Genomic DNA, 17,400 nt, shown 5'->3' on the forward strand with positions numbered 1-17,400 from the left:
GACCAAGCGGTCTTCGCTGTAGGACCGACCACCTCCCGTAGGAGTTATAGATGCCCCCCAAGGGTCGTCAGGGCGCTGCCAAGAAGGTGCGCCGCAAGGAAAAGAAGAACGTCGCTCACGGCCACGCGCACATCAAGAGCACGTTCAACAACACGATCGTCTCGATCACGGACCCCTCGGGCAACGTGATCTCCTGGGCCTCCGCCGGCCACGTCGGCTTCAAGGGCTCGCGCAAGTCCACCCCCTTCGCCGCGCAGATGGCCGCCGAGTCGGCCGCCCGCCGCGCGCAGGAGCACGGGATGCGCAAGGTCGACGTCTTCGTCAAGGGTCCCGGCTCCGGCCGTGAGACCGCGATCCGCTCCCTCCAGGCCACCGGCCTCGAGGTCGGCTCGATCCAGGACGTCACCCCCACGCCGCACAACGGCTGCCGTCCCCCCAAGCGCCGCCGCGTCTGACGCACGGCCTGCTTGATTCAGGACTTCGGGCGGTACGGCTCCTCGGGGCCGTGCCGCCCGTACCCTTGCAGTACAAGTCGGACGTCAAATAGTGGGCGTCCACGACTGAAGGACACAACATGCTTATCGCTCAGCGTCCGTCGCTGACCGAAGAGGTCGTCGACGAGTTCCGCTCCCGGTTCGTGATCGAGCCGCTGGAGCCGGGCTTCGGCTACACCCTCGGCAACTCCCTCCGCCGTACCCTCCTCTCCTCGATCCCGGGTGCCGCCGTCACCAGCATCCGCATCGACGGCGTCCTGCACGAGTTCACCACCGTGCCCGGCGTCAAGGAGGACGTCACCGACCTCATCCTGAACATCAAGCAGCTGGTCGTCTCCTCGGAGCACGACGAGCCGGTCGTGATGTACCTGCGCAAGCAGGGCCCGGGTCTGGTCACCGCCGCCGACATCGCGCCCCCGGCCGGTGTCGAGGTGCACAACCCCGACCTCGTCCTGGCGACCCTGAACGCCAAGGGCAAGCTGGAGATGGAGCTGACCGTCGAGCGCGGTCGCGGCTACGTCTCCGCCGTGCAGAACAAGCAGGTCGGCCAGGAGATCGGCCGCATCCCGGTCGACTCCATCTACTCGCCGGTGCTCAAGGTCACGTACAAGGTCGAGGCGACCCGTGTCGAGCAGCGCACCGACTTCGACAAGCTGATCGTCGACGTCGAGACCAAGCAGGCCATGCGCCCGCGCGACGCCATGGCGTCCGCCGGCAAGACCCTGGTCGAGCTGTTCGGTCTGGCGCGCGAGCTCAACATCGACGCCGAGGGCATCGACATGGGCCCGTCCCCCACGGACGCCGCCCTGGCCGCCGACCTGGCGCTGCCGATCGAGGAGCTGGAGCTCACCGTCCGCTCCTACAACTGCCTCAAGCGCGAGGGCATCCACTCCGTGGGCGAGCTCGTGGCGCGCTCCGAGGCGGACCTGCTCGACATCCGCAACTTCGGTGCGAAGTCGATCGACGAGGTCAAGGCGAAGCTGGCCGGTATGGGCCTGGCGCTGAAGGACTCGCCGCCCGGATTCGACCCGACCGCCGCCGCCGACGCGTTCGGTGCGGACGACGACGCGGATGCCGGTTTCGTCGAGACCGAGCAGTACTGACGGTCGCGATCTTGCTGCGGGCCGGTTCCGGCTGGTCGCGCCCACGCGGCGGTAGCCGCAAGATCGATACCTCCCCGCGCCCCTTTGGGGCGCGGGGTCTCCGACGGGTGACCGCCCGCTCGGACACTGACATCGGTACCTCATACGGCCGGTGCAGATCACAAGGAGAAACACCATGCCGCGTCCCGCGAAGGGTGCCCGCCTCGGCGGTTCCGCCGCGCACGAGAAGCTGCTCCTCGCCAACCTGGCGAAGTCGCTCTTCGAGCACGGCCGCATCACCACGACCGAGGCCAAGGCCCGCCGCCTGCGTCCGGTCGCCGAGCGCCTGATCACCAAGGCGAAGAAGGGCGACATCCACAACCGTCGCCTGGTGCTGCAGACGATCACCGACAAGGGCGTCGTCCACACCCTCTTCACCGAGATCGCCCCGCGTTACACGGAGCGTCCGGGTGGCTACACCCGCATCACCAAGATCGGCAACCGTCGTGGCGACAACGCCCCGATGGCCGTGATCGAGCTGGTCGAGGGCGAGATCGCCAAGAAGGCGACCGTCGCCGAGGCCGAGGCCGCCACCAAGCGCGCCGTCAAGGAGGCCGACGAGGCCCCCAAGGCCGAGGAGACCAAGGACGAGGCCGCCGAGGCCCCGGCCGAGGAGTCGAAGGACGCGTAAGCGTTTTTCCGGCGTTTTCCGTGTGCGGGCCCGTACCCCCTGGGGTGCGGGCCCGTTCCCGTGTGTTTGAGAGGATCTTCCGCGTGAGCGACGACGTGCAGGACGGTTTCGTACGGGTCCGGATGGACCTTTCGTACGACGGCAGGGACTTCTCCGGCTGGGCCAAGCAGGCCCACGGGCAGCGGACCGTCCAGGGGGACATCGAGGACGCCCTGCGGACCGTGACCCGGTCCAGGGAGACGTACGAGCTGACCGTCGCCGGGCGGACCGACGCCGGGGTGCACGCGCGCGGCCAGGTCGCCCACGTGGACCTGCCCCTGGAGCTGTGGGAGGAGCACCGCGACAAGCTGCTGCGGCGGCTCGCGGGCCGCCTCGCGCACGACGTGCGGATCTGGTCCCTGACCGAGGCCCCCGCCGGCTTCAACGCCCGTTTCTCCGCGATCTGGCGCCGCTACGCCTACCGCGTCACCGACAACCCCGGCGGGGTCGACCCGCTGCTGCGCGGGCACGTCCTCTGGCACGACTGGACCCTCGACGCGGACGCCATGAACGAGGCCGCCGCCGCGCTCGTCGGCGAGCACGACTTCGCCGCGTACTGCAAGAGGCGCGAGGGCGCCACCACCATCCGCACCCTCCAGGAGCTGCGCTGGGAGCGGCGGTCCGACGGCGTCCTCGAAGCGACCGTCAAGGCGGACGCCTTCTGCCACAACATGGTCCGCTCGCTCGTCGGCGCGCTGCTCTTCGTCGGCGACGGGCACCGGCCGGTGGACTGGCCGGGCAAGGTGCTCGCGGCCGGGGTCCGGGACTCGGCCGTGCACGTCGTGCGGCCGCACGGCCTCACCCTCGAAGAGGTCGGCTACCCGGCCGACGAGCTGCTCGCCGCCCGGAACCGGGAGGCGCGCAACAAGCGGTCACTGCCCGGGAGCGCCGGCTGCTGCTGAGGCCTGGGACTTGCCGCGGGCGTAGATCTGGTTGAAGGCGAAGGTGCCCAGGTCGTCGCTGTTCTGGAAGACGCCCTTGTCGGCCGTGGTGACCTTCTTGCCGCTGGTGAAGCCGGCCTGGGTGAAGTACGCGTAGCGGCCGATCGCGTTCGACCGGCGCAGGCAGACCGTGGCGCGGCAGAAGTCGCCCACGCCCGCGCCGGCCAGGGGCGCGATGCCGCCGGTGGCCCGGTCCTTCGCCTTGAGGGCGGCGGCCTCGGAGGGGAAGACGGCGACGCCGACGGTGACCGCCACGCCGTCCCGCACGTAGGTGGCGCGGAGGACCTTCTGGCAGCCGTTGTCCTTCAGGACGGCGCCGAGGCCGCCCTGGGTGACGGCCGCGCAGTTCGTCGTGGCGGAGGTCGCGCCCTTCTTGTACGGGCGGCCGCTCATGGTCAGCTTCTTGCCCGGGAAGAGGCCCTCGGCGGTGAGCGGGGCCCTGTCCTTCTTCGGGTCCGAGATGTAGTCCTTCGGGTTCGGCGGGGGCGGCGGCGCCACCGAGGAGAACGTCGGCTCGGGGGTGGGGGCCTCGGTGGGGGAGGCCGTGGCGGTGGGGGTCCCGCCGCCGTTCTTCGCGGTGTCGTCCTTCTTGCCGGTGACCACCACGGCGGTGGCGACGACCGCGCCGACGACCAGGGCGGCCAGGACCCCGCCGCCGACCGTCAGGAGGCGCTTGCGGCGGGCGCGGGAGGCCGAGGCGTCGGCCAGGGCGCTCCAGTCGGGGGTGGGCCCGCCGCCGCCCTGCGGGCCGGGGAAGGGGCCGGGGGCCGGTGCGCCCGGGAAGGGGGCCGGAGCGGGGCCGCCCTGCGGGCCGGGGTATCCGTAGCCGCCCGCCCCCTGCCCGTACCCCTGGTCCCGGTCCTGGCCCTGCTGCCCGTGCGCCCCCCGGTCCTGCTCGCCGTACCCCTGCTGCCCCTGCTGTCCCTGTCGCTGCGGCTCCTGCGGCCACTGCGGTCCCCCAAAGCTCATGCCGCGCATCCTAAACCGGTTGGGCCGGGCCGACGCGGGCGGCGACAATGCACCTCATGGGACACGTCGAGGCCGCACATCTTGAGTACTACCTCCCCGACGGGAGGGTCCTGCTCGGGGACGCCTCCTTCCGGGTGGGGGAGGGGGCCGTCGTCGCCCTCGTCGGGGCCAACGGCGCCGGCAAGACCACGCTCCTCCGGATGATCGCCGGAGAGCTCCAGCCGCACGGCGGCTCCGTCACCGTCAGCGGCGGCCTCGGCGTGATGCCGCAGTTCGTCGGCTCCGTACGGGACGGGTCGACCGTCCGCGACCTGCTCGTCTCGGTCGCCCAGCCCCGCATCAGGGAGGCCGCGAAGGCGGTGGACGAGGCCGAGCACCTGATCATGACGGTCGACGACGAGGCCGCGCAGATGAGGTACGCGCAGGCGCTCTCCGACTGGGCCGAGGTGCAGGGGTACGAGGCGGAGACCCTCTGGGACATCTGCACCACGGCCGCGCTCGGCGTCCCGTACGAGAAGGCGCAGTTCCGGGAGGCCCGGACGCTCTCCGGCGGCGAGCAGAAGCGCCTCGTGCTCGAGGCGCTGCTGCGCGGCCCCGACGAGGTGCTGCTCCTGGACGAGCCCGACAACTACCTCGACGTGCCCGGCAAGCGGTGGCTGGAGGAGCGGCTGCGGGAGACCCGCAAGACCGTGCTCTTCATCTCCCACGACCGGGAGCTGCTCTCCCGGGCCGCGCAGAAGATCGTCGCGGTCGAGCCCGGTCCGGCCGGTTCGGACGTGTGGGTGCACGGCGGCGGCTTCGACACCTTCCACGACGCGCGGCGGGAGCGGTTCGCCCGCTTCGAGGAGCTGAAGCGGCGCTGGGAGGAGAAGCACGCCCAGCTGAGGAAGCTCGTGGTGAACCTGCGGCAGGCGGCCGCGGTCAGCCACGAGATGGCCTCGCGGTACGCGGCGGCGCAGACCCGGCTGCGGAAGTTCGAGGAGGCCGGGCCGCCGCCGGAGCCGCCGCGCGAGCAGGACATCAGGATGCGGCTGCGCGGCGGACGGACCGGGGTGCGGGCCGTGACCGTCGAGAACCTGGAGCTGACCGGGCTGATGAAGCCGTTCTCCCTGGAGGTCTTCTACGGGGAGCGGGTCGCCGTCCTCGGCTCGAACGGCTCCGGCAAGTCGCACTTCCTGCGGCTGCTCGCCGGGGACGAGTCGGTCGCGCACACCGGGACGTGGAAGCTGGGCGCCCGGGTCGTGCCCGGTCACTTCGCGCAGACCCACGCCCATCCGGAGCTGGCCGGGCGTCCGCTGGTCGACATCCTGTGGTCGGAGCACTCCAAGGACCGGGGCGGGGCGATGTCCGTGCTGCGCCGGTACGAGCTGGAGCGCCAGGGCGACCAGCCCTTCGACAAGCTCTCGGGCGGCCAGCAGGCCCGCTTCCAGATCCTGCTGCTCGAACTGGCGGGGACGACGGCGCTGCTCCTCGACGAGCCGACGGACAACCTGGACCTGGAGTCGGCCGAGGCGCTCCAGGACGGTCTGGAGTCGTACGAGGGGACGGTGATGGCCGTCACGCACGACCGCTGGTTCGCGAAGAGCTTCGACCGGTTCCTGGTCTTCGGCTCCGACGGGGTCGTACGGGAGACGAGCGAGCCGGTGTGGGACGAGCGGCGGGTCGAGCGGGCGCGGTAGGGGCGGCGCGGGCCCGTGTGGCGGGCCCGCGCGTTTTGACCCGTCCGGGGTGGCGCGGGTACTGTTGCGGTTTGTTATGCGTGGTGGCTTCGCCGTACTCCGGCGAGAGGCCCTTGCGCAGGTTCCCTGGAGCAGTTACCAGTGGCTCGCATACGGGCGTCGTTCCCGGCAGTGCAGGCCCCAGCTGCATGATCGCTTCAGGTGTGTCTGGACTCCATCCACTGAAGAAGCGAAGGCTACGAAGTGCGTACGTACAGCCCCAAGCCCGGCGATGTCACTCGCCAGTGGCACATCATCGACGCGCAGGACGTTGTCCTGGGCCGTCTCGCGACCACGGCCGCGAACCTCCTCCGAGGCAAGCACAAGCCGGTGTACGCGCCCCACATGGACATGGGCGACTTCGTCATCATCATCAACGCCGACAAGGTCCACCTGTCCGGCAACAAGAAGACCCAGAAGCTGGCGTACCGCCACTCCGGCTTCCCGGGCGGTCTGCGCTCCGTCCGCTACGACGAGCTGCTGGACAAGAACCCCGAGAAGGCCGTCGAGAAGGCCATCAAGGGCATGATCCCCAAGAACACCCTGGGCCGTCAGATGCTCTCGAAGCTGAAGGTCTACGCGGGCGAGAACCACCCGCACGCTGCTCAGCAGCCGGTCCCGTTCGAGATCACCCAGGTCGCGCAGTAGTTCCGGCCACACCCCCTAAGAACGAAAGAAATCTGAGGAGCATCGTGGCCGAGACCACCCCCGAGACCCCCGTCGACGAGTTCGAGGGCGTCGAGGAGTACACCACCGAGACCGAGCTCGTCGAGGGTGAGTACACCTCCGAGTCGCTCGCGTCCCGCTTCGGCGACCCGCAGCCGGCCGCCGGCCTGGGCCGTCGCAAGAACGCCATCGCCCGCGTCCGGATCGTTCCGGGCACCGGCAAGTGGAAGATCAACGGTCGCACCCTTGAGGACTACTTCCCCAACAAGGTGCACCAGCAGGAAGTCAACGAGCCCTTCAAGGTGCTCGAGCTCGACAACCGCTACGACGTCATCGCCCGCATCGCGGGTGGCGGTGTCTCCGGTCAGGCCGGCGCCCTGCGCCTCGGCGTGGCCCGTGCGCTGAACGAGGCGGACGTCGAGAACAACCGCCCGGCGCTGAAGAAGGCCGGCTTCCTCTCCCGCGACGACCGTGCGGTCGAGCGCAAGAAGGCCGGTCTCAAGAAGGCCCGTAAGGCCCCGCAGTACAGCAAGCGTTAATCGCCTGCTCGGTCTGCATTCCGTACGCCCCGGCGGCACTGCCCGTGCCGTCGGGGCGTACGTTTTTTCATACGCTCTTTCATAAGCTTGGGCACGTATTCTCGGAGGACAGCTGTGGGACGACTCTTCGGCACGGACGGCGTACGCGGCGTCGCCAACGCGGATCTGACGGCGGAGCTGGCGCTCGGCCTGTCCGTGGCGGCGGCGCACGTGCTCGCCGAGGCGGGCACCTTCGAGGGGCATCGGCCGACCGCCGTGGTCGGGCGCGACCCGCGCGCGTCCGGAGAGTTCCTGGAGGCGGCCGTCGTGGCCGGCCTCGCCAGCGCCGGCGTCGACGTGCTGCGCGTCGGCGTCCTGCCCACCCCGGCCGTGGCCCACCTCACCGGCGTCCTCGGCGCCGACCTCGGCGTGATGCTCTCCGCGAGCCACAACGCCATGCCCGACAACGGCGTCAAGTTCTTCGCGCGCGGCGGCCACAAGCTGGCCGACGAACTGGAGGACAAGATCGAAGCCGTGTACGAGGAGCACCGCACCGGCGCCCCCTGGGACCGTCCGACCGGTGCCGGCGTCGGCCGCGTCCGCGACTACGACGAGGGCTTCGACACGTACGTCGCCCACCTCATCGCGGTCCTCCCCAACCGGCTCGACGGTCTGAAGGTCGTCCTGGACGAGGCCCACGGCGCCGCCTCCCGCGTCTCGCCCGAGGCCTTCGCCCGGGCCGGCGCCGAGGTGATCACCATCGGCGCGCAGCCGGACGGCCTCAACATCAACGACGGCTGCGGCTCCACCCACCTCGACCTGCTCCGGGCCGCCGTGGTCGAGCACGGCGCCGACCTGGGCGTCGCGCACGACGGCGACGCCGACCGCTGCCTCGCCGTGGACGCGGCGGGCAACGAGGTCGACGGCGACCAGATCCTCGCCGTGCTCGCCCTCGCCATGCGCGAGGCCGGCACCCTGCGCGGCGACACGGTCGTCGCGACCGTCATGTCCAACCTGGGCTTCAAGCTCGCCATGGAGCGCGAGGGCCTGAACCTCGTCCAGACGGCGGTCGGCGACCGTTACGTCCTGGAGTCCATGAAGGAGCACGGCTACGCGCTCGGCGGCGAGCAGTCGGGCCACGTCATCGTGCTCGACCACGCCACCACCGGCGACGGCACCCTCACCGGCCTCATGCTGGCCGCCCGGGTCGCCGCCACCGGCAAGTCCCTCGCGGACCTCGCCGGGGTGATGGAGCGGCTGCCGCAGATCCTGATCAACGTCAAGGACGTCGACAAGTCGCGCGTCACCACCTCCGGCGAGCTGGCCGCCGCCGTCACCGAGGCCGAGCGCGAGCTCGGCTCCACCGGCCGGGTGCTGCTCCGCTCCTCGGGCACCGAGCCGCTGGTCCGCGTCATGGTCGAGGCCGCCGACATCGAGCAGGCCCGGTCGGTCGCGCAGCGCCTCGCGGACGTCGTGAAGTCCGCGCTGGGCTAGCCTTTCTGAGGCACCGTCATGCGATGAGGGCCCCGTCGCGCCGGACTCCGGTGCGGCGGGGCCCTCTCCGTCAGTGGCCCTTGCCCTTGCCCTTGTGCGACGGGCGGCGCCAGCGGCCGCGCTGGGTGTCCCACAGGGCCCGCTGGGCGTACAGCGTCGCCGTCCCGGCGAGGACGATCCCGAAGAGGTTGAGCGCGAGCTGTTCGAGCGAGCCCGCCATCTGGGCCAGGTCGCCGTAGGCGAGCGCCACCGCCGCGTTCGCGCCCGCCGGGACCGTCGTCACCGAGATCGCCACGCCCACCAGGGCCCCCGACTTGGCGGAGGTCAGGGAGAGGGTGCCGGCCGCGCCCGCGAGCAGCGCCACGACGAAGGAGAACGGGTCGGGCTGCCAGACGAAGCGGGTGTTGGGGCGCTCCGCCTCCAGCTGGGCCCGGCTGAACAGGTCCAGCGCGTCCATCGCCAGGCTGAACAGCGTGGTGGCCGCGATCGCCACCGCGAAGCCCACGAACAGCGCGAGCAGCGAGCGCGCGGCCAGCCTCGGGGCGCGCCGCACCGCCGCCGTGCAGACCCCGGCGAGCGGGCCGAACTCCGGGCCGACCGCCATCGCGCCCACGATCAGGATCGCGTTGTCCAGGACGACGCCGCAGGCCGCGAGCATCGTGGCCAGGACCATGAACGCGCAGTACGTGACCGAGAGCGTCGACTCCTCGTGCGTCGCCTCGGTGAGCTCCTCCCAGAGCACCGCGTCGGCGGCCTCGCCGGGCGCCTCCCGCTCGGCCGCGTCGGCCCGCTCGGACAGCGACAGGTCGATGCTCTGGACGGCGATCGAACCGTCCCGGTCGATCCCGAGGCCGCGCAGCTCGCGCAGCAGCTCGTCGCCCGCCTCGCGGGCCACGTCGCACAGCACCACGTCCCCGGCCGGGTCGCGGGCCGCGCCGGGCAGGACCACCAGGTGGGCGGTCCCGACGGTCGACTCGATCAGGTCGGCCGCGGCCCGGGTGCGGTCGGGCGGGACGATCATCCGCAGATGCAGCATGGGCAGAGCCTACGGAGCCGGGCGCGCGGTCAGAGCTTGCGCAGGCTCAGCTTCCGCACCTTGTGGTCGGGGCCCTTGCGGACCACGAGGGTCGCCCGGCCGCGCGTGGGCGCCACGTTCTCCAGCAGGTTCACCTTGTTGACGGTCCGCCACATGGTGCGGGCGTAGTCGAAGGCCTCCTCCTCGGAGACCTGGGTGTAGCGGCGGAAGTACGAGGAGGGGTCCTGGAACGCGGTGTCGCGCAGCTTGCGGAAGCGGTTCAGGTACCAGCGCTCGATGTCCTCCGCGCGGGCGTCCACGTACACCGAGAAGTCGAAGTAGTCGGCGAGGCCGACGCGGGTCCGGCCGTCCTTGCCGGGCAGGGCGGGCTGGAGGACGTTCAGGCCCTCCACGATCAGGACGTCCGGGCGGCGCACGACGAGCCGCTCGCCGGGCACCCGGTCGTAGATCAGGTGCGAGTAGACGGGGGCCGTGACCTCGTCCTTGCCGGCCTTGACGTCCGCGACGAACCGGGTCAGGGCCCGGCGGTCGTACGACTCGGGGAAGCCCTTGCGGGACATCAGGCCGCGCGCCTTCAGCTCCTCCATCGGGTAGAGGAAGGCGTCGGTGGTGACCAGCTCCACGCGCGGGTGCTCCGGCCAGCGGGCGAGGAGGGCCTGGAGGAGCCGGGAGACCGTGGACTTGCCGACGGCGACCGAGCCGGCGACCCCTATGACGAAGGGGGTGCCGCGCTGCTCGGCGCTCTCGCCGAGGAAGGTGTTCAGGGCGCCGCGCAGCCCGCTGGTGGCCTGCACGTACAGGTTGAGCAGCCGGGACAGCGGCAGGTAGACGTCCCGCACCTCGTCGAGGTCGATGACGTCCCCGAGGCCGCGGAGCCGCTCGACCTCCTCGGCGGTGAGGGGCAGCGGCGTCTTGTCGCGCAGGGCGCTCCACTCGGCCCGGGTGAGGTCGACGTACGGGGTCGCCTCGGACGGACGGCGGTGTCCGTTTCCGTGGCGGGGGCCCTGGTGCCCGTCCCCGGGGCCGTCCCCGTGGGCGCTTCGTGGCGGCGAAGTGATCACACGGCCATTGTCGGGGGTCGGGGGCCGCCGTGGGTGGTGGGGTCGGTCACGCGGGGAAAGGGCTGGTCGTGCGCGCGGGCCTGGGCGATCATGTCCCCTGCCGCGTGCAACCCGGTCTCACGCGGGGGGAGCCGCCGTCCGGCGGCACGAAGAGAAGCAGAGAGCCACCACGCATGGGTACGTCCATCCGCACCGTCGCCGTCGCCACGACCGCCGTCTCCCTCGCCCTGCTGGCCACCGCCTGCAGCGGCGGGGAGGGCGGCAAGGACGCGGGCAAGGGGTCCGCCGCGCCGAGCGCCTCCGCCACGAGCGCCGCTCCCGGCGCCGAGGCGCTGTCCGCCGCCGAGCTGGAGAAGCTGATCGTCGAGCAGGCCGACCTGCCCGGCCACCAGGTGCAGAAGGCCAAGGCCGGCGACATGGTGAAGCCGGAGACCGTCGCCACCGACAAGGCGGCCTGCAAGCCGCTCGCCGACGCCATGGCGTTCGTCGCGACCGGCAGCCCGGCGGCGTCCGTGCAGCGCAAGGCCGTCGAGGTGCCCAAGAAGACGGGCTCCCCGGAGGACGCCCTGGGGGCGCTCGCCGCGCCGGTGACGAGCGTGACGCTCGGCTCGTACGAGGGGCAGGGCGCGCAGGAGGCCTTCGCCTCGCTGAAGGCGGCCGGGACCGACTGCGCGGGCGGCTTCGCGATCACCGGCGAGGGCCAGGAGGCGAAGGTCACCAAGGTGGCGCCGGAGGCGCTGTCCGCGGGCGAGGAGGCGCTGGCCTGGACGGTGACGGCGGACGTGGACGGCTCCCCGTTCGTCACCAAGCTGGTCGTCTTCCGCCAGGGCGGCACGCTGGCCTCGTTCTCCTCGTTCAGCCTCGCGGGCGCCGTCAAGGAGCTGCCGAAGGCCGTGGTCGAGGCCCAGGCGAAGAAGCTGGGCTGACGCCGCCGGAACCGGGCCCGTCCCTCCGGGGGAGCCCGTGTCGGCTCCGTCCGGCGGGACCGGTTCCGCCGTAGTCTTCCGACATGTGCGGAATCGTGGGATACGTCGGCGGTCAGTCGGCGCTTGATGTGGTGGTCGCGGGCCTCAAGCGGCTCGAATACCGGGGCTACGACTCGGCCGGTGTCGCGGTGCTCTCCGACGGGGGCCTCGCCGCGGCCAAGCGGGCGGGCAAGCTCGTCAACCTGGAGAAGGAGCTGGCCGAACGGCCGCTGCCCGGCGGCTCCGTGGGGATCGGGCACACCCGCTGGGCCACCCACGGCGGCCCGACCGACGTCAACGCGCACCCGCACCTGGACAACGCCGGGCGGGTCGCCGTCGTCCACAACGGCATCATCGAGAACTTCGCCGCCCTGCGCGGGGAGCTGGCGGAGCGCGGCCACGACCTGGCGTCCGAGACGGACACCGAGGTCGTCGCGCACCTGCTCGCCGAGGAGTTCTCCTCCACCGGGGACCTGGCGGAGTCCATGCGGCTGGTGTGCCGGCGGCTCGACGGGGCGTTCACCCTGGTCGCCGTGCACGCCGACCAGCCGGGCGTGGTGGTCGGCGCCCGCCGCAACTCCCCGCTCGTCGTCGGCGTCGGCGAGGGCGAGAACTTCCTCGCCTCCGACGTCTCCGCCTTCATCGCCCACACCCGCTCCGCGATCGAGCTGGGCCAGGACCAGGTCGTCGAGCTGACCCGGGAGGGCGTCGCCGTCACCGACTTCGACGGGACGCCCGCCGACGTGCGGTCCTACCACGTCGACTGGGACGCCTCCGCCGCCGAGAAGGGAGGCTACGACCACTTCATGCTCAAGGAGATCGCCGAGCAGCCCAAGGCCGTCGCCGACACCCTCCTCGGCCGGATCGACGCCTCCGGGCGGCTCACCCTGGACGAGGTGCGCATCCCCGACACGGTGCTCCGCGAGGCCGACAAGATCGTCGTCGTGGCGTGCGGCACCGCCTTCCACGCCGGGCTCATCGCCAAGTACGCCATCGAGCACTGGACCCGGATCCCCTGCGAGGTCGAGCTCGCCAGCGAGTTCCGCTACCGGGACCCGATCCTGGGCCCGCGCACCCTGGTGATCGCGATCTCCCAGTCCGGCGAGACCATGGACACCCTGATGGCGCTGCGGCACGCGCGCGAGCAGGGCGCGAAGGTCCTCGCCGTCTGCAACACCAACGGCTCCACCATCCCGCGCGAGTCCGACGCGGTGCTCTACACGCACGCCGGGCCCGAGGTCGCCGTCGCCTCCACCAAGGCCTTCCTGACCCAGCTCGTCGCCTGCTACCTGCTCGCGCTCTACCTCGGGCAGGTGCGCGGCACGAAGTGGGGCGACGAGATCCTCGCCGTCGTGCGCGAACTCGCCCGCATCGGCGACGAGGTCGAGCGCGTCCTGGAGACGATGGAGCCGGTGCGGGCCCTGGCCCGCTCCCTCGCCCACAAGGACACCGTCCTCTTCCTCGGCCGGCACGTCGGCCACCCGGTGGCCCTGGAGGGCGCCCTGAAGCTCAAGGAGCTGGCGTACATGCACGCCGAGGGCTTCGCGGCGGGCGAGCTCAAGCACGGGCCGATCGCGCTCATCGAGGAGGACCTGCCGGTCGTGGTCGTGGTGCCCTCGCCCAAGGGCCGGTCCGTCCTCCACGACAAGATCGTCTCCAACATCCAGGAGATCAGGGCGCGCGGCGCCCGTACGATCGTGATCGCGGAGGAGGGCGACGAGACGGTCGTCCCGTACGCCGACCACCTCGTCCGGATCCCCGCCACGCCTACGCTGCTCCAGCCGCTGGTCTCCACGGTGCCGCTCCAGGTCTTCGCCTGCGAGCTCGCCACCGCGCGGGGCAACGAGGTCGACCAGCCGCGCAACCTGGCCAAGTCCGTGACCGTGGAGTGAGCGGGGCGGTGGAGTGAGCGGGCCCGTGGAATGAGCGGGCCCGTGGGATGAGCGGGATCGGGGAGTGAGCGGGAAATGATCATCGGGGTGGGGATCGACGTGGCGGAGATCGACCGGTTCGCCGCGTCGATCGAGCGGACGCCGGGGCTGCTGGACCGGCTCTTCGTCGAGGACGAGCTGCTGCTCCCGAGCGGCGAGCGGCGCGGGATCGCCTCGCTCGCCGTGCGGTTCGCCGCGAAGGAGGCCCTCGCGAAGGCGCTCGGCGCCCCGGCCGGACTGCACTGGACGGACGCCGAGGTGTACGTCGAGGAGAGCGGGCGGCCGCGCCTGCGGGTGCGGGGGACGGTGGAGGCCCGGGCGGTGGAGCTGGGCGTGAGGCACTGGCACGTGTCGCTGAGCCACGACGCGGGGGTGGCGTCGGCGGTGGTGATCGCGGAGGGCTGAGCGGTACGCCCCGGGGCCCGGCCGTTCGGAAACGGCCGGGCCCCGGGACGTGTGGCGCGCGCGGCTGCCAGGGCCGGCGACAGGATGTGTGTACCGCGCGCGTGCGGAGTGGTGTGACGCCATCCGACCTACTTAGGTAAGCCTAAGCTAAGTTGAACGGCGGGCGGTGTCAACCTCCTCCGGGCGGACCCCCGCCGCCTGCGGCAGACTGCTGGCCATGCGTACCGCTTACCGCGTGGAGACCGTCCGGGCCGCCGAGGCCGCCCTCATGGCCCGTCTTCCGGAGGGCGCCCTCATGGGCAGGGCCGCCGCCGGACTCGCCGCCGCCTGCTGCTCGCTGCTCGGGAGGGGACGGGTGTACGGGGCCCGGGTCGTCGTCCTCGCCGGGACCGGCGACAACGGCGGCGACGCGCTGTACGCCGGGGCCCGGCTCGCCCGGCGCGGCGCGGGCGCGACCGCCGTGCTGCTCGGCGCGAAGGCCCACGAGGGCGGGCTCGCGGCGTTCCTGGCGGCGGGCGGGCGGATCGCGGACGACCCCTTCGAACCGCTCGCCGGGGCCGACCTCGTCCTCGACGGGATCACCGGCATCGGCGGGCGCGGGGGGCTGCGGCCCGACGCCGTCCCCGTCGCCCGGGCCGCGCGCGGCTCCGACGCCGTCGTGGTCGCCGTCGACCTGCCCAGCGGCGTCGACGCCGACACCGGGGAGGTCGCCGGAGAGGCGCTGCGGGCCGACGTGACGGTCACCTTCGGGACGTACAAGCCGGGGCTGCTCGTCGACCCGGCGCACGCGTACGCCGGCGCGCTGCGGCTCGTGGAGATCGGGCTCGACGCGACCCTGCCGGGGGTGCCGGACCTCGAAGCGCTCCAGCACGAGGACGTGGCGCGGCTGCTGCCGGTGCCGGGCGCCGAGAGCGACAAGTACCGGCGCGGGGTCGTCGGCGTCGTCGCCGGCTCCGCCCGCTACCCCGGCGCCGCCGTCCTCGCCGTGACCGGGGCGCTGCGGGGCGGGGCGGGGGCCGTGCGGTACGTCGGGGCCGGCGGGGAGGCGGTGCTCGCCGCGCACCCCGAGACCCTGGTGCACACCGGGCCGCCGCGGCAGGCCGGTCGGGTCCAGGCCTGGGTCGTCGGGCCGGGCCTCGGGGAGGAGCCCGGGGCGCGGGAGGCGGTCGCGGACGTCCTCGCCTCGGACGTGCCGGTCCTGGTCGACGCGGACGGGCTGCGGGGGCTCGACCCGGCGGCGGTACGGGGCCGGGGCGCGCCCACCCTGCTCACCCCGCACGCGGGCGAGGCGGCGGCGCTGCTCTCCGCCACGCGGGAGGAGGTCGAGGCGGGGCGGCTCGCGGCGGTCCGCGAACTGGCCGCCCGCTTCGGCGCGACGGTCCTCCTCAAGGGCTCCACGACGCTCGTGCACGACGGCACCGGTCCCGTACGGGTGAACCCGACCGGGACGTCCTGGCTCGCCACCGCCGGGAGCGGCGACGTCCTCTCCGGCCTGGCGGGCTCCCTCCTCGCGGCGGGCCTCCCACCCGTCGACGCGGCCTCCTGCGCCGCCTACCTCCACGGCCTCGCGGCCCGCCGCGCCTCGTCGGGCACGGCCCCGGTGACGGCGACGGAGGTGGCGGGGGCCCTGCGGGGTGCGTGGAGTGACGTGATGGCGCCGTCGTAGGGCCCGGAGCCGGGGCCTTTCCCCCACCCCGCCCCTTCCCGAAACCCTGCCGGGGGCGGGTGGGCGGCGCGGAGGAGTCTTCCCGGGGGCTCCGCCCCCCGGCCCCCGGCCGCGCCCGCTTCGCGGCGCGAGGGCAGAGGGGAGCGCCTTTTCGGGGCCCGGCCCCGGGGCGGCTTCGCGGCGAGAGGTCAGAGAGGGTGCCTTTTCGGGGCCCGGCCCGGGTCGGCTTCGCGGCGCGAGGTCGGAGAGGGCGCCTTCTCGGGGCCCGGCCCCGGGTCGGCTTCGCGGCGTGAGGCGGGGGCCGCGCCCCTCGGCCCCCGGCCTGCGGCGAGTTTCGCGGTGCGCGGTGGGTTCCTCGTCCCGAGGGGCCCGGGACCGGACCGCCCCCGCAACCCACCCCCCCCGACACACCCGCTCCGGCGACTCGCCCGGGTTCATGGCGGAACACCCCCTTTCGTCCACCGTGTTGACGGGCGGGTCGGGCCAGGCCGGGAGCGGAGGTCGCTCATAAGGGTGATCGGGGCTACAGCCCGGGAAAGCGGTGTCGGGGGGCGTACCTGAGAGACTGGGCGCGATGACTGAGACACCGCCGCCCCGCAGAGCCCGCGCCGAGATCGACCTCGGGGCGTTGCGTGCGAACGTCCGCACGCTGCGCGCCCGCGTCGCCCCCCACGTCCGGATCATGGCCGTGGTGAAGGCCGACGCGTACGGACACGGCGCCGTGCGCTGTGCCCGGGCCGCCCTGGAGGCGGGGGCGGACTGGCTCGGGACGGCCACCCCGCACGAGGCGCTCGCGCTGCGGGCCGCCGGGATCACGGACGTTCCCGTCATGTGCTGGCTCTGGACCCCCGGCGACCCCTGGGACCGGGGCATCGAGGCCGGGCTCGACATGTCCGTGAGCGGGATGTGGGCCCTGCGGGAGGTCGTCGCGGCCGCCCGCGCCACCGGGAAGGGCGCCCGCGTGCAGCTCAAGGCCGACACCGGCCTCGGCCGCAACGGCTGCCAGCCCGCCGACTGGCCCGAACTCGTCGGGGAGGCGCTGAAGGCCGAGGCCGAGGGGCTGCTCAAGGTCACCGGCCTCTGGTCGCACTTCGCCTGCGCCGACGAGCCCCACCACCCCTCCATCGCCGCCCAGCTCGACGTCTTCCGCTCGATGCTCGACTACGCCGAGAAGGCCGGCGTCGAGCCCGAGGTCCGGCACATCGCCAACTCGCCGGCCACCCTCACCCTCCCCGAGTCCCACTTCGACCTCGTCCGGCCCGGCATCGCCGTCTACGGCATCTCGCCCAGCCCCGAGCTCGGCACCTCCGCCGAACTCGGCCTGCGGCCCGTCATGTCGCTCAAGGCCGGCGTCGCGCTCGTCAAGCAGGTCCCCGCCGGACACGGCGTCAGCTACGGCCACCACTACGTCACCGACGGCGAGACCACCCTCGGCCTCGTACCGGTCGGATACGCCGACGGCGTCCCCCGGCACGCCTCCGGACGCGGCCCCGTCCTCGTCGGGGACACCGTCCGCACGATCGCCGGCCGCGTCGCCATGGACCAGTTCGTGCTCGACCTCGGCGGGGAGACCCCCGAGCCCGGCACCGAGGCCGTGCTCTTCGGCCCCGGCGACCGGGGCGAACCCACCGCCGAGGACTGGGCGGTGGCCGCCGACACCATCGCGTACGAGATCGTCACCCGGATCGGCGCGCGCGTCCCGCGCGTCTACCTGGGCGAATGAG

16 protein-coding genes are annotated in these 17,400 nt (G+C 72.9%); 13 read left to right on the forward strand and 3 right to left on the reverse strand.

Annotated features, from left to right (window positions below; genetic code table 11):
• Window positions 1–50: 50 nt before the first annotated feature.
• The 4 genes from rpsK to truA all read left to right on the forward strand — a co-directional run bounded on the left by rpsK (window position 51) and on the right by truA (window position 3,208).
• Window positions 51–455: a 30S ribosomal protein S11 gene (gene rpsK / locus ACIQVI_RS14720; protein WP_003956432.1), complete on the forward strand. Its 405-nt coding sequence runs from the start codon at window positions 51–53 to the stop codon at window positions 453–455.
• A 119-nt stretch (window positions 456–574) separates the two neighbouring features.
• Complete coding sequence (locus ACIQVI_RS14725; RefSeq protein ID WP_004946635.1) at window positions 575–1,597, forward strand: DNA-directed RNA polymerase subunit alpha; 1,023 nt, start codon at window positions 575–577, stop codon at window positions 1,595–1,597.
• A 175-nt stretch (window positions 1,598–1,772) separates the two neighbouring features.
• Window positions 1,773–2,267, forward strand: coding sequence for a 50S ribosomal protein L17 (gene rplQ / locus ACIQVI_RS14730; protein WP_351969562.1), 495 nt, complete (start codon window positions 1,773–1,775; stop codon window positions 2,265–2,267).
• An 83-nt stretch (window positions 2,268–2,350) separates the two neighbouring features.
• A complete protein-coding gene (gene truA / locus ACIQVI_RS14735) occupies window positions 2,351–3,208 on the forward strand; it encodes a tRNA pseudouridine(38-40) synthase TruA (RefSeq protein ID WP_351969561.1) in 858 nt (285 codons plus the stop codon).
• Here the strand turns inward: truA and ACIQVI_RS14740 are convergent.
• Window positions 3,179–4,216 carry a hypothetical protein gene (locus ACIQVI_RS14740; protein WP_403595361.1) on the reverse strand — a complete coding sequence of 346 codons (1,038 nt, stop codon included), beginning with the start codon at window positions 4,214–4,216 and terminating at the stop codon, window positions 3,179–3,181. The genes truA and ACIQVI_RS14740 overlap by 30 nt on opposite strands.
• 47 nt (window positions 4,217–4,263) lie before the next feature.
• Here ACIQVI_RS14740 and ACIQVI_RS14745 point away from each other — a divergent pair, with 47 nt between their 5' ends.
• From ACIQVI_RS14745 to glmM, 4 genes are all read left to right on the forward strand, one after another.
• Window positions 4,264–5,895 (forward strand): ABC-F family ATP-binding cassette domain-containing protein, encoded by a 1,632-nt coding sequence (locus tag ACIQVI_RS14745; RefSeq protein ID WP_403595364.1) that lies wholly within the window; start codon window positions 4,264–4,266, stop codon window positions 5,893–5,895.
• A gap of 243 nt (window positions 5,896–6,138) precedes the next feature.
• Window positions 6,139–6,582, forward strand: coding sequence for a 50S ribosomal protein L13 (gene rplM / locus ACIQVI_RS14750; protein ID WP_015035600.1), 444 nt, complete (start codon window positions 6,139–6,141; stop codon window positions 6,580–6,582).
• A gap of 44 nt (window positions 6,583–6,626) precedes the next feature.
• Window positions 6,627–7,139 carry a 30S ribosomal protein S9 gene (rpsI, locus tag ACIQVI_RS14755; protein WP_015035601.1) on the forward strand — a complete coding sequence of 171 codons (513 nt, stop codon included), beginning with the start codon at window positions 6,627–6,629 and terminating at the stop codon, window positions 7,137–7,139.
• A 114-nt stretch (window positions 7,140–7,253) separates the two neighbouring features.
• Window positions 7,254–8,612 (forward strand): phosphoglucosamine mutase, encoded by a 1,359-nt coding sequence (gene glmM, locus ACIQVI_RS14760; RefSeq protein ID WP_351969558.1) that lies wholly within the window; start codon window positions 7,254–7,256, stop codon window positions 8,610–8,612.
• Window positions 8,613–8,682: 70 nt separating this feature from the next.
• Here glmM and ACIQVI_RS14765 read toward each other — a convergent pair whose 3' ends face one another.
• Together ACIQVI_RS14765 and coaA are read right to left on the reverse strand one after the other, a co-directional pair.
• The gene (locus ACIQVI_RS14765) at window positions 8,683–9,648 is read right to left on the reverse strand and encodes a DUF389 domain-containing protein (protein WP_403595368.1); all 966 of its coding nucleotides are present in this window, start codon (window positions 9,646–9,648) and stop codon (window positions 8,683–8,685) included.
• A gap of 29 nt (window positions 9,649–9,677) precedes the next feature.
• Window positions 9,678–10,709, reverse strand: coding sequence for a type I pantothenate kinase (gene coaA, locus ACIQVI_RS14770; protein WP_351969556.1), 1,032 nt, complete (start codon window positions 10,707–10,709; stop codon window positions 9,678–9,680).
• Between the two features lie 173 nt (window positions 10,710–10,882).
• On the opposite strand from coaA, the gene ACIQVI_RS14775 reads away from it, so the two are divergent.
• The 5 genes from ACIQVI_RS14775 to alr all read left to right on the forward strand — a co-directional run bounded on the left by ACIQVI_RS14775 (window position 10,883) and on the right by alr (window position 17,399).
• Window positions 10,883–11,635: a hypothetical protein gene (locus ACIQVI_RS14775; protein WP_403595372.1), complete on the forward strand. Its 753-nt coding sequence runs from the start codon at window positions 10,883–10,885 to the stop codon at window positions 11,633–11,635.
• An 83-nt stretch (window positions 11,636–11,718) separates the two neighbouring features.
• A complete protein-coding gene (gene glmS, locus ACIQVI_RS14780) occupies window positions 11,719–13,566 on the forward strand; it encodes a glutamine--fructose-6-phosphate transaminase (isomerizing) (protein ID WP_403595374.1) in 1,848 nt (615 codons plus the stop codon).
• 75 nt (window positions 13,567–13,641) lie between these two features.
• On the forward strand, window positions 13,642–14,010 hold the full coding sequence (locus tag ACIQVI_RS14785) for a holo-ACP synthase (RefSeq protein ID WP_403595377.1): 369 nt from the start codon (window positions 13,642–13,644) through the stop codon (window positions 14,008–14,010).
• A gap of 217 nt (window positions 14,011–14,227) precedes the next feature.
• On the forward strand, window positions 14,228–15,676 hold the full coding sequence (locus ACIQVI_RS14790) for an NAD(P)H-hydrate dehydratase (RefSeq protein WP_403595380.1): 1,449 nt from the start codon (window positions 14,228–14,230) through the stop codon (window positions 15,674–15,676).
• A gap of 574 nt (window positions 15,677–16,250) precedes the next feature.
• Entirely contained in the window at window positions 16,251–17,399 is a 1,149-nt protein-coding gene (alr, locus tag ACIQVI_RS14795; RefSeq protein ID WP_351969551.1) for an alanine racemase, read from the forward strand.
• Window position 17,400: the final 1 nt, after the last annotated feature.

Origin of the sequence: Streptomyces sp. NPDC098101 (genome assembly GCF_044760185.1) — a bacterium.
Taxonomy (GTDB): domain Bacteria; phylum Actinomycetota; class Actinomycetes; order Streptomycetales; family Streptomycetaceae; genus Streptomyces.

Coding starts and splice junctions, on each gene's coding strand:
- rplQ (WP_351969562.1), top strand. CDS start 1,773: ATGCCGCGTCCCGCGAAGGGTGCCCGCCTCGGCGGTTCCGCCGCGCAC.
- ACIQVI_RS14745 (WP_403595364.1), top strand. CDS start 4,264: ATGCACCTCATGGGACACGTCGAGGCCGCACATCTTGAGTACTACCTC.
- ACIQVI_RS14740 (WP_403595361.1), bottom strand. CDS start 4,216: ATGAGCTTTGGGGGACCGCAGTGGCCGCAGGAGCCGCAGCGACAGGGA.
- alr (WP_351969551.1), top strand. CDS start 16,251: ATGACTGAGACACCGCCGCCCCGCAGAGCCCGCGCCGAGATCGACCTC.
- rpsK (WP_003956432.1), top strand. CDS start 51: ATGCCCCCCAAGGGTCGTCAGGGCGCTGCCAAGAAGGTGCGCCGCAAG.
- ACIQVI_RS14785 (WP_403595377.1), top strand. CDS start 13,642: ATGATCATCGGGGTGGGGATCGACGTGGCGGAGATCGACCGGTTCGCC.
- ACIQVI_RS14790 (WP_403595380.1), top strand. CDS start 14,228: ATGCGTACCGCTTACCGCGTGGAGACCGTCCGGGCCGCCGAGGCCGCC.
- glmS (WP_403595374.1), top strand. CDS start 11,719: ATGTGCGGAATCGTGGGATACGTCGGCGGTCAGTCGGCGCTTGATGTG.
- ACIQVI_RS14765 (WP_403595368.1), bottom strand. CDS start 9,648: ATGCTGCATCTGCGGATGATCGTCCCGCCCGACCGCACCCGGGCCGCG.
- ACIQVI_RS14725 (WP_004946635.1), top strand. CDS start 575: ATGCTTATCGCTCAGCGTCCGTCGCTGACCGAAGAGGTCGTCGACGAG.
- ACIQVI_RS14775 (WP_403595372.1), top strand. CDS start 10,883: ATGGGTACGTCCATCCGCACCGTCGCCGTCGCCACGACCGCCGTCTCC.